Source organism: Leptolyngbya sp. CALU 1928 (assembly GCF_056784215.1).
This window is the reverse complement of the sequence record NZ_JBXBCE010000001.1, coordinates 2,814,258-2,828,505: the sequence shown is the minus strand read 5'-3', so window position 1 is coordinate 2,828,505 and position 14,248 is coordinate 2,814,258. Positions and strand designations below refer to the sequence as shown.

Below are 14,248 nucleotides of genomic sequence, written 5' to 3'. Positions count from 1 at the left end.
TTGCATTATTTCTAGAGAATTTACGATAGAAGCTGCTGAATTTCAATTGAGGCAGTTGTGTTAAGAATTTAGGTTTGATAGATTCAATTCAATCCTTTTAGGCAGTTGAATCATGAAGATTCTTCACGGCACCTGGATTCCCGCAGCAGAAGCAGACTTCATTCAAGCTGGCGCATTTTATGTGTGGGTGGAAACAACGGAGCTAGGGCGTAAACGCAGCAAAGCCGCCTCCGCCCATCCTCGACAGCTTAATCAAGCGAGTTTGGCAGAGTTTTTGACGACTGAACTAGGGATTAAACCCGCTGTCCCTACAACACGACAACCATCGGAACTGGAGATTTCACCCCAATATTTTCTCCTGCCCACGAGCGCTGATCAACCATTGCCGTCTCTCGAACTGGCGCGTTATTTAGAAACAGAGTTGCCGGAAACCTTTGATTGGCAGTACTGGCAAGTGGATTGTTACAAAACAACGGCACTGGTTAAGACTGGCTCCTTTCACCATGCATCAGTGAACAATGTGATCAAAGTGCTAAATGAATTACACTTTCTGACGCAGCACCAACTGGCAGATGTGCAATTGGGCGCTGATCTGCTGTTTTGGTATCACTACACCCAGGCGTTTAAGCAGGTGATTTTGCGCGATCGCTATATTCCAGCACTCAAATATCGATCGCTTGCCCCCCAAAAAACGTCCCGTGCCGCTAAATCTACTGCTAAATCCACTGCCAAATCCACTGCCTCCACCGCTAGATCTACTACCCGCGCCAAAAAGTCAACCGCCAGCACTTCAACCCAAACGCCTGATTTTGAACTCTATGCTGGCTGGGAGATTTTATCGGAGCAGTATGAAGCCGAGATTGAGCAGTATGCAGAAGTAATGCCGCTGGTGTGCACCGCTGGATTTGCCGCTCCGCCTGAGACACCGATTCTGCATGATAAAGCGACCCTACTCCGCCATTTCTCAGAATGCTTACTGACGGAACTGGTGACTCATTCCCCTTCCACAGCAGCGTTTGATAAGAAGGTTGCGGATTCACTCTTGGAACTGTGCCTGTCGCCCCAGCACAGCACCACACCAAATCGGGCAGCAGAAACTTTAGAGTGGTATCAACAGTGGAAAACCTGGCGCGATCGCATTCATCGCAGTCAAGCCGAAATGCCTTTCCATCTGTGCTTTCAGCTAAAGTCGCCTGACAAGCCAGAGGAACCCTGGATTTTAGAGTTTCAGGTTGCTGCAAAACATGATCCCTCCCTACGAATTGCCTTGCTGGACTATTGGCGGATGCGATCGCCCCAACAAAAGCAGTTTCACAAGCAGTTTGGCAAAGATTTTGAACAAGTGCTGTTGATGAACCTGGGGTATGCTGCTCGGATTTATTCCGCGTTGTGGGCAGGACTAGACACCGATCAGCCTATTTGCATCACTTTGACCGCCGATGATGCAGCAACTTTCCTCAAAGAAACCGCCTGGGTATTAGAAGAAGCGGGTTATAAGGTGATTGTGCCTGCCTGGTGGACTCCCAAAGGCTGGCAGCGCGCCAAAATTCGCCTCAAAGCCAGCGGACGCAAAATCGGCGGTAACGACAAAAGCAAAAGTTATTTTTCCTTTGATACCCTGGTGGATTATCAATATGAACTGTCCATTGGCGGGGAACCTGTAAGTGAGCGGGAATGGCAGCAGTTAGTCAATGCAAAATCCTCGCTGGTGCAGTTTCGGGGGCAATGGATGGAATTAGATCCAGAGAAAATGCAGCAAATGCTGGAATTCTGGAAAAAACATAAGCAAGAACACCCTGAAATGGGCTTGCTGGACTTTATGAAGCTGACGGCAACAGGGGAAGACGGTTTTGAGTTTGAGGTGGATCACGACCAAACGCTGGCAGAAATGCTGTCGCGATTGAATGATAAAAGCGCCTTAGAAGTATTGCCAGAGCCACAGCCGTTTAATGGGACTCTGCGGGAATATCAAAAACGGGGCGTTTCTTGGCTGCACTATCTCGAAAGTTTGGGGCTAAATGGGTGTTTGGCGGATGACATGGGCATGGGAAAATCGGCGCAGGTGATTGCGCGGCTGGTGCAGGAGCGTCAAGCCGGGGAGACACTGCCAACCTTGTTGATTGCGCCCACCTCTGTGGTCGGCAATTGGCAAAAAGAGATTGAAAAGTTTGCACCCCAGTTGCGATCGCAGATTCACCACGGCAGCGATCGCGTTCAAGATGGGAAAGAATTTAATGCGATCGTGCAGAATTGCGATGTGTTAATCACTTCATTTACCTTAGTACGCAAGGATGAAAAACTGCTGGGAGATATTCATTGGCATCGGATTGTGATTGATGAAGCTCAGAATATTAAAAATCCCAAAGCGGCTCAAACGAAAGCAATTTTGAAGCTATCAGCCGCCCATCGACTCGCCCTCACTGGAACTCCCGTTGAAAATCGCTTGCTCGATCTCTGGTCAATTTTTAACTTTCTCAATCCAGGCTATTTGGGTAAAGAAGCGTACTTCCGCAAGTCATTTGAAATTCCGATTCAAAAAAACAATCAAAAAACCCGCTCCGCAGTTCTAAAAAAACTGGTTGAGCCGTTCATTTTACGGCGAGTAAAAACCGATCCTGCGATCATTCAAGACTTACCGGACAAAGTAGAACAAAAGCTATTTTGCAATCTCACAAAAGAGCAAGCCTCCCTCTATGAAGCAACGGTTAAAGATATTGAGAAAAAGTTGAATGAGGCAGAGGGAATCCAACGGAAAGGATTGATCTTGGCAACACTGCTGAAGCTGAAACAGATTTGTAATCATCCACGACAGTTTTTGCAAGATGACAGCGAGTTTACCCCAGAGCGATCGCATAAGTTAGAGCGTCTGACTGAGATGGTTACCGAAGCCATGGAAGCTGGGGAAAGTATGCTGGTCTTCACTCAATTTACTGAAATTGGGGAAGCGCTGGAAAAATATTTGCGCCATCTTCACTATAAAACCTACTACTTGCACGGCGGCACCCACCGGGTTAAACGAGAAACCATGATTGCCGACTTTCAAGATCCTGAAACAGAACCCTCGGTGTTCATTTTATCCTTAAAGGCAGGTGGCGTGGGTATCACGCTGACGAAAGCCAATCATGTGTTTCATTTCGATCGCTGGTGGAATCCCGCTGTAGAGAATCAGGCAACCGATCGCGCATTCCGGATTGGGCAAAAGAAAAATGTGTTTGTTCATAAATTTGTCGCGATCGGCACCTTAGAAGAACGAATTGATCAGATGATTGAAGATAAGAAAAAACTGGCTGGCGCGATCGTCGGGTCGGATGAATCCTGGCTGACGGAACTCGACAATGAATCGTTTAAGCAACTGATTGCGCTCAACAAAAAAGCCGTAATGGAGTAAACCAACCATGTCCACTTTTAGCCGTACCTGGTGGGGACAAAAATTTATCGGTTCCTTGGAATCATTCACCGATTCAGGTCGCCTTAGTCGAGGTCGCTCCTATGCCCGTGGCAACAAGGTCAAAAGCTTTGAGATTCAGGATGGTATTGTCAAGGCGAAAGTGCGAGGCAGTGTCAACCCTTACTTCGGAGTGTATAAAGAACCGCTGTATATCACAGTGGTAGAGATTCAGCCGATTAGTGCTGCAAAGTGGGCAGCCGCGATCGCGCTGATTGCTTCTAAAGCCAGCTATATCTCTAAACTGCTGCTCAACGAAATGCCCGACACGATTGAGGATGCCTTTCTCACCTTGGGGCTAAATTTGCTACCGCGTAAGCGATCGGAGTTCAAAACAAGCTGTTCCTGCCCCGATTATGGCGATCCGTGTAAACATGTGGCAGGAGTTTGTTATTTACTTGCCGCCGAATTCGATCGCGATCCATTTTTGGTGTTTGAACTGCGCGGACTTTCCAAAGCAGCCCTGCAAGCCGAACTTGCCAAATCTCCCCTCGGTATCGCGCTCTCGGCTGAACTCTCTACGCAAGCGACCGATCCAGCCCCGGTCGCATCTTACTATACCCAGCCCACAACAACTCCCCTTTCACCAGAAATCAGCCTGAAGGAATTCTGGCAAAGCCCCAAACGGTTTTCCACCCTACCGGAACCCCCCAGCCAAGTTACAGTGCCAGCCATTTTGGTCAAAAAGCAAGGAGATGCCCCAGCCTTTTGGCATAAAGACCTGTCCTTCATCGCCACAATGGAAGAACTCTATGAACGAGTAAAAACCAAAAATCGGGATGTGTTGGATTGAGGTTCGGGGTTCGGAGTTCAGGGTTCGGAGTTGTGGCGAGAAGAGTTTTAAGTTCATAAATTCTTCTCGCGTATTGCCTATTGCCCATTGCCTCTCGCCTTTTATTCAGATAATTGAATGTGCTTTTCTATTGATTGGGCAGACAGGAAGGGGACAATGCCTTTAAATTGAATCAGTGGGCTAATCAGTTCATGCCTGAATAGACAAGTATTTTGGCTGACAGTTCACTTGCTTCGTGCCTAATGTTGTGAGGAGGATTTTCCATGACAGCGACTTTATCGCCTGTTGAACAGTCGCTTCCCCCGGATTCTGCCATCGCACCGGGTCTGCGGTGTCACAGAACCTTCTACATTCCTAAAAATAAGCGCCGGATTCTCTGTGTTTTCCCCAAATACGCGCGATCGTTTGGCACCTTTCACCACGCTTACCCACTGATGAAAGGCGTAAAAGCATTTATGCCACCCCAAGGGTTGCTACTGGTGTCTGCCTATCTGCCTGAGACTTGGGAAGTTCGCTTTGTGGATGAAAATATTCAGCTTGCCAAGAAAAAAGATTATCAGTGGGCGGATGTGGTAGTTACCAGCGGGATGCATATTCAAAAGCCCCAAATTAACCAGATTAATCAACTGGCGCATCAGTACGGCAAACTAACGGCAGTGGGCGGTCCATCGGTGTCCGGTTGCCCCGAATATTACCCCGATTTTGACATTTTGCATCTGGGTGAATTGGGCGATGCCACGGATCAGATGATCGAATATTTCGACACCTTTACAGAACGTCCCTCTCAGCAAGTTCGCTTTCAAACCGTTGAGCGTCTGCCCTTGGATGAGTTTCCGCTGCCTGCCTATCACCTGACCAATCTCAACCAATACTTTATTGCCAACGTGCAGTTTTCGAGCGGTTGTCCCTATCACTGCGAGTTTTGCGATATTCCTGAACTCTATGGCAATAATCCCCGCCTGAAAACGCCGCCGCAACTCCTCGCAGAATTGGATGCCATGCTGGAATCGGGCAATCCTGGTGCGGTTTATTTTGTGGATGATAACTTTATTGGCAATCGCCGTGCCGTGACGCAACTGCTACCCCATTTAATTGATTGGCAAAAGGTAAATGGCTATCCGGTACAGTTTGCCTGTGAAGCGACGTTGAATATTGCCCAAAGTCCAAAGTTGCTGGAGATGATGCGAGAAGCCTATTTTGGCACGGTGTTTTGTGGGATTGAAACGCCGGAGCCGGAAGCGCTGAAATCCATGGCGAAAGATCAAAACCTCAGCATCCCAATTTTGGACGCGATCGCCACGATGAACTCCTACGGGATTGAAGTCGTATCGGGGATTATTTTGGGATTGGATACGGATACGCCGGACACCTGCGATCGCATTTTAGAATTCATTCGTTTATCCAACATTCCCATCCTCACCATCAATCTGCTGTATGCCCTGCCCAAAACTCCCCTCTGGCGCAGACTGGAAGCCGCAGGACGACTGAACTTTGAGGAAGGGCGCGAATCCAATGTAGAGTTTCTCATGCCCTACGAAGAGGTGCTAGAAATGTGGCGGCGCTGCATCACTGTCGCCTATGAGCCAGAGTTTCTCTATGAACGGTTTGCCTACCAATCGGAGCATACCTACCCCAACCGGATTAAGCCACCCCGTAGCGCCGCACGAATCAATAAAGAAAATGTGCGCCGTGGTTTAGTGATGATGGCAAATCTATTCTTTCGGGTCGGCGTGTTGAGCAGCTACCGCGACACCTTCTGGAAAATGGCAAAACCCGCCCTAGAAAAAGGCAAAGTGGAACGGGTGATTAGCATTGCCCTGCAAGCCCACCACCTGATTGAGTTCACAAAAGAATGCTCAAAAGGGATCGAATCCGCCTCGTTCTACTCTCAAAGGGTGAGGAAGCAGTAATTAGGGGACATCATCTTGCGTAAGGGCGTGGCATTCGGGAAATATCTTGACGACTCAACCGCAGATCAACTACCGAATGCCGCGCCCCTACAGGAATCTACAAATCAACGAAGAAATCATAAACCTCTGAACTTAATCCCTTTGTTATGCTTCAACCGATCGCGTCTTCCCCCAGTTTTTCCATCATTTTGGAAACGGAAAATTTGGCAAATGCTGACCTGAATGGGTTGGTAAATTCGTTGGCATCGTTGGTGGATCAAACCCTGTCGCCGACGGAGGCAAATGAGGTACTGGTGATTGATAGCGGGGATACGCCGCTGGAGTTGTTGCAGCAGTTGTGCGATCGCTACTCATGGATCACCGTCCATCCGGCTCCACCCTTCACGGGCTACTACAAAGCCAAAATGCTAGGCGCACAACTGGCAACCGGGGAAGTGGTGGTCTATGCGGATTCCGACTGCGTGTATGAACCGCACTGGCTGGAAACGATTTTGACGACGTTCAGCCAAAACGAGCAAATCCAAATTGTGGCAGGAGAAACCACCACTCGCGGCACAGGTCCTTATGGTACGGCAATGGCGCTGGTGTATATCTTTCCGCAATATTCCGGCAGAACGGAACTGACCCAAACCCACCAATATTTTCTGAATAATGTGGCGTTTCGGCGATCGTTTTTGTTAGCCCATCCCATTCCAACGGAACTGCCGCTCTATCGCGGTCACTGCGTGGTGCATGGCGAAAATCTGCGCCGTGAAGGACAGATTATTTGGCTGAATCCCCAAGCTCGTGCCACCCATGCCCCGCCCGATGGAGTGTCTCATTTCTTCTGGCGGTTCCTGCTGATTGGGCATGATTATTACTGGCAACAGCAGTTAGTTGGACAGAAAGATCAGGGCGATCGCGATGCCACTGCCACCGGATTTGGAGAAAAGCTGAAGATTTTTCGCGATCGCCTGAGTCGTCTGTTTCACAACAATCCGCGACATGCCCTCTACTTTCCCTTTGCGATCCCCATTGTGCTACTAGCAGCGCTACTGATCTATATCGGCTACTGGATCACGCGCCTCAAACCCGATTACCTACTCAAAACCTACGATCGCATTTTGGAGCCAGAAACCAACTCATAAGTCATAGTCAATGAATTTACCCATAGGCAATTGTAATTTTTATTCAAGGTAGTGTTCGGTCAGTGAGTTCTTCCAGAATATATTTAGATCATACTCTATATTCTCTAGCAGAAGAGAAAAATTGGTTCTATCATAAATCCCCTCAAAGAAAGTATCTAAACCTAGGTCATTCTCTTGATCAAGATAGGCTTTCATAAATATAAAATCAGTGTTGAGAGTATTTGCAAACTCAAGAAGAAGAGTTCTTTTGATGCTTTTGTCAAGAATAAAATAGGTGCTGACTAAAACTCCTCGATCACCTATGTGTCTGAGAAATAACGTCGGCTTTCGTGGATGACGACAGACAAGTGAGTCCGCCTTTTCTTCGATGTTATATCCACCGAACTCTAAGTGAGTACGATATTTCACTAAAGCATGAGATGGTTCACTGTCTAGGTTAATGCTCTGCATACGTTAATCGCCCTATGAGTTTATAAATCAAATTTTCTTCCCTAGGATTCCCATCGTTATCAGTAACTTACCAAAGTATTTTTGAGAATTGCTCATGATGATTAAGGCTGGTGCTGTGTTGTTCGACATTTTGATGACTCGCAGCAAAACGAGGATGAGGTTGCTCGCGTTCAATCTTTACTCAAACATTAAGGGGACTAGGGGATAGCTCTCGTTTTGGCGCATTAGCGATTACTATTACTACTGACGATTTGTCTATTACCAAATTTTGGGTATGAATCGCGATCGCTTGATGGTTCCACCTGGCTCCAAAATATCCCTAAAGAAGGACTTTGATCCGGCTGATACAGAGGGCTACAAAAATGAGGAAGCAGCCCAAGGGAAGTTACAGAAAGGCAAGGAGCGGTTAGCCAAGTATCAAGACACGCTCTATGCCCATGATTGTTACGCGCTGCTGATTATCTTTCAGGCGATCGATGCTGCCGGAAAAGACAGCACCATCAAGCACGTCATGTCAGGAGTCAATCCCCAAGGCTGCCAAGTTTATAGTTTTAAGGCACCTTCTGCCGAAGAGCTTGATCACGACTACCTGTGGCGCTGCTCAAAAGCCCTGCCAGAGCGAGGGCGGATTGGTATCTTTAACCGCTCCTACTACGAAGAAGTGCTAGTCGCACGGGTGCATCCTGAAATCCTGGCAAATCAAAAATTACCCCCAGAGTCTAAAGGGAAAGGCATCTGGAAGCGACGGTTTGAAGAAATTAATAATTTTGAGAAGTATCTGGTGAACAACGGCATCATCGTGCTGAAATTTTTTTTGAATGTGTCTAAAGAGGAGCAGAAGCGGCGATTTTTAGACCGGATTAACCAACCTGAGAAAAACTGGAAATTCGATCTGGGCGATGTCAGAGAGCGAGGGTTTTGGAACGACTATATGAATGCCTATGAAGATGTTTTTAACCATACCAGTACCCGTTGGGCACCCTGGTATATTATCCCTGCGGACAATAAATGGTTTACCCGGCTTGCGGTGGCTGACATTATTTGCAATACCTTAAAGGACTTGAAATTGACCTATCCGACGGTGAGTGAGGCTCATCGGCAAGAACTTTTAAAGGCGAAGGAACTGCTTGAAAATGAGGATGGACTAGCATGACGATTCATATTGTTTCTACTACGCCCTTTCCCGACCAGAAACCTGGCACATCGGGTCTGCGGAAAGCGGTAACCGTCTTTCAAACGGCTCACTATTTAGAAAATTTCATTCAATCGATTTTTGATGCCTTTGACACCTGCACTGGCAAAACCCTTGCCCTAGGCGGAGATGGGCGGTTTTATAACCGTCACGCCATTCAAGTGATTCTCAAAATGGCAGCGGCAAATGGGTTTGCCTGTATCAAGGTGGGGCACCGGGGGATCTTATCGACTCCGGCCACCTCCTGTGTGATTCGCAAATATCAGACTGACGGCGGCATTATTCTGTCTGCTAGCCACAACCCTGGTGGACCCGATGGCGATTTTGGCGTGAAGTTCAACACGGCAAACGGCGGACCCGCTCCCGAAAAAGTTACTGAGGCGATGTTTGCCCGGAGTAAGGCAATTGACACTTACAAAATTTTGGATGCACCCGATGTGGATATTGACACGGTGGGTGAGTCGAAACTGGGCGGAATGACCGTGGAAGTGATTGATTCCGTGGCGGATTATCAAGCGTTGATGGAGTCGCTGTTTGATTTCGATCGCATCCATCATTTGCTCACCTCCGACCACTTTCGTCTCTGCATCGATTCCATGCACGCGGTCACCGGTCCCTATGCTCACGCCATGTTTGAGCAGCGGTTGGGTGCCAGCGCAGGCACAGTGATTGGCGGCACTCCCTTAGAAGACTTTGGCGGCGGACATCCCGATCCCAACCTGGTGTATGCCCACGATTTAGTCGAGATTTTGTTTAAAGAAGATGGTCCCGATTTTGGCGCGGCTTCCGATGGCGATGGCGATCGCAACATGATTTTGGGGCGCAACTTCTTCGTGACTCCCAGCGATAGCCTCGCTATTCTGACCGCCAATGCCACTCTAGTTCCGGGTTACAAAGACGGCATTGCGGGAGTTGCCCGTTCCATGCCCACCAGCCAAGCCTGCGATCGCGTTGCCGCCAAGCTCGGCATTGATTGTTATGAAACTCCCACGGGCTGGAAGTTTTTTGGCAACCTGATGGATGCCGATAAAGTCACCCTCTGCGGCGAAGAAAGCTTTGGCACCGGTTCCAATCATATTCGTGAAAAAGATGGCTTGTGGGCAGTGCTGTTCTGGCTAGACATTGTTGCCGCTCGCAAACAATCCGTTGAAGAGATTGTGCATGATCACTGGCAAACCTATGGACGCAACTACTACTCCCGCCATGACTACGAAAACGTAGATAGCGATCGCGCCCATGCCATGGTCGATCGCCTCCGCGCCCTCGTACCCACCCTCAAAGGCACAAAATACGGCTCCTACGAAGTGGACTATGGCGATGACTTTGCCTACACCGATCCCGTCGATGGCAGCGTTAGCCAAAACCAGGGCATTCGCATTGGCTTCACCGACGGCTCCCGCATCGTGCTGAGACTTTCTGGCACGGGCACCCAAGGAGCTACCCTGCGCGCCTACTTTGAGAGCTATGAATCCAACTCGGATCAGCAAAATCAAGATACCCAAAAAGCTCTGGGCGAATTAATTGCGATCGCGGAAGACATCGCCCAAATCCGCACCACTACCCAAATGGAGCAGCCCACCGTTATCACCTAATAGAGTTTTGAGTTTTGAGTTTTCCTCTTGCCTCTCACCCCTCACCTCTCACCATTTAACGGAGATATTTTTATGCCTGTCAGAGTTGGGATCAATGGATTCGGTCGTATCGGACGACTCGTGACCCGGATTGCCACTGATCATCCTGAAGTGGAAATCGTGGGGATCAATGATCTCGTTCCCGCCGACAATCTCGCCTATCTATTCAAATATGACTCTACTCACGGCACTTTCAAAGGCACTGTTGAAGCCCAAGAAGACGGTATCGTGATCAACGGACGCTTGATTCCCTGTCTGGCAGAGCGCGATCCCAGCAATTTGCCCTGGGGTAAATTGGGTGCCGATTATGTGGTCGAGTCCACGGGACACTTCACCGATTTTGCCGGAGCCGAAAACCATCTCAGAGCCGGAGCAAAACGGGTAATTATTTCTGCGCCCACCAAAGATCCCGATCGCGTGAAAACCTTGGTGCTAGGCGTGAATGACGACGAGTACGATCCCGCAACTGATGTAGTAGTCTCCAATGCCAGTTGCACCACCAACTGCCTCGCCCCGATCGCCAAAGTCCTCCATCAAAACTTTGGCATCACTGAAGGCTTAATGACAACGGTTCACGCCATGACTGCTACCCAGCCCACCGTGGATGGTCCTAGTCAAAAAGACTGGCGCGGTGGACGCGGTGCCTCTCAAAACATCATTCCCTCTTCCACAGGTGCCGCCAAAGCCGTCGCCTTGGTCTTGCCCGATCTGAAAGGCAAACTCACGGGCATGGCATTCCGGGTCGGCACCCCGGATGTCTCGGTCGTTGATCTAACCTTCAAAACTGCTACAGCTACCAGCCTTAAAGACATTTGTGCCGCGATGAAAGCCGCTGCCGATGGTGAGATGAAGGGGATTTTGGGCTACACCGATGAAGAAGTCGTTTCCATGGACTTCCGCAGCGATCCCCGCTCAAGCATTTTTGATGCCAAAGCAAGTATTGAACTCAATTCCAACTTTTTCAAAGTGGTTGCCTGGTATGACAATGAGTGGGGCTATTCCTGCCGAATCGTTGACCTGATGGTAGACATGGCGAAAAAAGAAGGACTGGTATAGGATTTCTACGGGCGACAGATTCTCCTAGCGCATCCAGTCATTCCGCACGAACGATCAACAGACTTTGGCAACTCTTGTTCACTAGCTTTTGAAGGAGTATTCACATGGCGAAGACTTTACTAGAACAACTGAGAGATATGACGGTGGTCGTTGCTGACACTGGCGATATTCAAGCGATCGAAAAATTCAAGCCGCGCGACGCAACCACCAATCCTTCACTGATCACAGCAGCGGCTCAGATGCCTGAGTATCAAAGCATTGTGGATGAAACACTGCTGAAGGCAAGAAAGGATTCTGGTGCGAATGCCAGCAATGCAGATGTGGTTTTGCTGGCGTTCGATCGCCTTGCGGTGGAATTTGGCAAAAAGATTTTGGAAATCGTGCCCCAGCGGGTTTCCACAGAAGTAGATGCGCGGTTGTCCTATGACACCGAAGCCACAGTTGCTAAAGGTCGTTACCTGATTGCGGAATATGAGGCAGCAGGGGTTTCCCGCGATCGCATTTTGATCAAAATCGCCTCCACTTGGGAAGGGATTAAAGCCGCAGAAGTATTGGAGAAAGAAGGGATTCACTGTAACCTGACGCTATTGTTTGGGCTGCATCAGGCGATCGCCTGTGCCGAAGCCGGAGCCACTCTCATCTCACCTTTCGTGGGTCGCATTCTCGACTGGCACGTCAAAGAAACCGGTAAAGAATACTCCGCGACCGAAGATCCCGGTGTGCAATCTGTGACTCAAATCTATAACTACTACAAAAAGTTTGGCTATGACACCGAAGTCATGGGCGCTAGCTTTCGCAGCGTTGGCGAAATTACGGAACTAGCAGGTTGCGATCTGCTGACCATTTCCCCAAAACTGTTAGCAGAACTGGATTCTACCGAAGCCGAATTACCCCGTCGGTTAGACCCCGCCAAAGCTGCCACCCTGGATATTGAGAAACTCACGATCGACAAGGCAGCCTTTGATAGAATGCACGCCGAAGATCGCATGGCAACCGACAAACTCGATGAAGGCATCAAAGGGTTTACCAAAGCACTAGAAGCTTTGGAGCAACTGCTGGAAACTCGCCTCTCTCAACTCGAAGCTGGTAACGCAGGTCACCACGTCGCAGACGATATTTTCCACGCCTACGACTTGGACGGCGATGGCTTCATCACTCGCGAAGAATGGCTGGGTTCCGATGCCGTATTTGATGCGTTGGATGAAGACCACGACGGCAAAATTTCTCCGGAGGAAATGGGTACAGGTCTAGGCACTGCGGTCTTACAACTCGCGCAGGCGTAGACTCTCAAATTACGCGGTATGCCTTGGTAGACAGTGCCAACACGTACTTTTGCGGCTCTGCGGCTTATGGTCAGGTAGCAGAGCCACATTCTATTTTCCCGTTGAGAACCTAGTGCTATGCGGACGATCGCCGAAATCAACGACAAAATCAACCATAAATCTGTGGTGGTATGGACGGCGGAAGAATTGAAAGCACGGGTTGCAGAAGTGGGCGTGACGCAGACGGCAAAAGAGGTTGATGTCGTCACTACGGGCACGTTTGAGCCAATGGAGTCTTCTGGGGCAATCATCAACCTGGGACACACCGATCCACCCATTAAAATTCGGCAGTGCTGGATTGATGGAGTGCCTGCCTATTCGGGATTTGGGGCAGTAGATCTGTACTTAGGTGCAACTCAGGTGAGTGAGTCGGTTGAAGGCGAGGAAATGCGAGAGCGGGGCGGCGGTTCTGTGATCGCAGATTTGATTGCTGGAAAACGGGTAAGTTTGAGAGCGATCGGTCAGGTGACGGATTGTTATCCTCGCGCTTCCTTTGAAACGACGATTACCCGCGACACGATTAATCAATTTTATTTGTTCAATCCCCGCAATCTTTATCAAAATTTTATCGTGGGGGTGAATGGGGGCGATCGCCCGTTGTTTACCTATTTAGGACCCTTGCAACCTCGTTTAGGCAATGCAGTTTATTCAAGCCCTGGTTCGATTTCACCCTTGCTGAATGACCCCGATTTGCAAGTGGTTGGCATTGGCAGTCGAATTTTTTTGGGCGGCGGCATTGGCTATATCGCCTGGGAAGGCACCCAGCATTTCCCATTGCAAAAGCGTTTACCCAATCGCACCCCGATCGGTCCTGCTGCGACTCTGGCGCTGATTGGAGATGCAAAACAGATGAATCCTCGCTGGGTACGAGGCTGTTATTTTAAGAGTTATGGGCCCTCCCTCATGCTGGGCGTTGGGATTGCCCTGCCGATGTTGAACGAAGCCGTGGTTGCCCGTTGCGCGGTGCAAGATCGCGAGTTGGTTGCGCCCATTGTGGATTTTTCTATTCCTAGACGAGTCCGCCCAACATTTGGCTTAGTCAGCTATGCTCAGCTTAAGTCGGGGCGGATTACCATTGAAGGGAAACCAGTGCGGGTCGCTCCGCTTGCCAGTGTTTATCTATCGCGACGCGTTGCATTAGAGTTAAAGCAATGGATAGAATCAGGAGACTTTCAATTAACTGAGCCAGTCGCCCCTCTGCCGAGCGATCGCACCCTGCTTCCTCAAGATGTTTGGGGCGGTTCCCAACTCGCGATCGATTAAAATATGTTTAAGGCTCTAAGGCGATGTGCAATATTCTTGATCGCCCTCACCTCTTTTTG

10 protein-coding genes are annotated in these 14,248 nt (G+C 49.2%); 9 read left to right on the top strand and 1 reads right to left on the bottom strand.

Features of this window, described 5'->3' with window-relative positions; genetic code table 11:
• Window positions 1-112 precede the first annotated feature (112 nt).
• The 4 genes from AC1S5B_RS13175 (at window position 113) to AC1S5B_RS13160 (ending at window position 7,275) form a co-directional block, all read left to right on the top strand.
• Window positions 113-3,388 (top strand): DEAD/DEAH box helicase, encoded by a 3,276-nt coding sequence (locus AC1S5B_RS13175; protein ID WP_482036128.1) that lies wholly within the window; start codon window positions 113-115, stop codon window positions 3,386-3,388.
• A gap of 7 nt (window positions 3,389-3,395) precedes the next feature.
• Window positions 3,396-4,238 (top strand): SWIM zinc finger family protein, encoded by an 843-nt coding sequence (locus AC1S5B_RS13170; protein WP_482036127.1) that lies wholly within the window; start codon window positions 3,396-3,398, stop codon window positions 4,236-4,238.
• A gap of 263 nt (window positions 4,239-4,501) precedes the next feature.
• Window positions 4,502-6,148, top strand: coding sequence for a B12-binding domain-containing radical SAM protein (locus tag AC1S5B_RS13165; protein ID WP_482036126.1), 1,647 nt, complete (start codon window positions 4,502-4,504; stop codon window positions 6,146-6,148).
• A 146-nt stretch (window positions 6,149-6,294) separates the two neighbouring features.
• Window positions 6,295-7,275, top strand: a complete 981-nt coding sequence (locus tag AC1S5B_RS13160) for a glycosyltransferase family 2 protein (RefSeq protein ID WP_482036125.1) — start codon at window positions 6,295-6,297, stop codon at window positions 7,273-7,275.
• 39 nt (window positions 7,276-7,314) lie between these two features.
• Here AC1S5B_RS13160 and AC1S5B_RS13155 read toward each other — a convergent pair whose 3' ends face one another.
• Complete coding sequence (locus AC1S5B_RS13155) at window positions 7,315-7,725, bottom strand: type III secretion system chaperone family protein (protein ID WP_482036124.1); 411 nt, start codon at window positions 7,723-7,725, stop codon at window positions 7,315-7,317.
• Window positions 7,726-7,999: 274 nt separating this feature from the next.
• Between AC1S5B_RS13155 and AC1S5B_RS13150 the strand changes: the two genes are divergently transcribed.
• The 5 genes from AC1S5B_RS13150 to AC1S5B_RS13130 all read left to right on the top strand — a co-directional run bounded on the left by AC1S5B_RS13150 (window position 8,000) and on the right by AC1S5B_RS13130 (window position 14,189).
• Window positions 8,000-8,878 carry a polyphosphate kinase 2 family protein gene (locus tag AC1S5B_RS13150; RefSeq protein WP_482036123.1) on the top strand — a complete coding sequence of 293 codons (879 nt, stop codon included), beginning with the start codon at window positions 8,000-8,002 and terminating at the stop codon, window positions 8,876-8,878.
• Window positions 8,875-10,509, top strand: a complete 1,635-nt coding sequence (locus tag AC1S5B_RS13145; protein ID WP_482036122.1) for an alpha-D-glucose phosphate-specific phosphoglucomutase — start codon at window positions 8,875-8,877, stop codon at window positions 10,507-10,509. Before AC1S5B_RS13150 ends, AC1S5B_RS13145 begins: the two co-directional genes overlap by 4 nt.
• A gap of 72 nt (window positions 10,510-10,581) precedes the next feature.
• Complete coding sequence (gene gap, locus AC1S5B_RS13140; protein ID WP_482036121.1) at window positions 10,582-11,604, top strand: type I glyceraldehyde-3-phosphate dehydrogenase; 1,023 nt, start codon at window positions 10,582-10,584, stop codon at window positions 11,602-11,604.
• Between the two features lie 104 nt (window positions 11,605-11,708).
• Window positions 11,709-12,887 (top strand): transaldolase, encoded by a 1,179-nt coding sequence (locus AC1S5B_RS13135; protein ID WP_482036120.1) that lies wholly within the window; start codon window positions 11,709-11,711, stop codon window positions 12,885-12,887.
• 117 nt (window positions 12,888-13,004) lie between these two features.
• Window positions 13,005-14,189, top strand: a complete 1,185-nt coding sequence (locus AC1S5B_RS13130; RefSeq protein ID WP_482036119.1) for a homocysteine biosynthesis protein — start codon at window positions 13,005-13,007, stop codon at window positions 14,187-14,189.
• The last annotated feature ends 59 nt before the right edge of the window (window positions 14,190-14,248 follow it).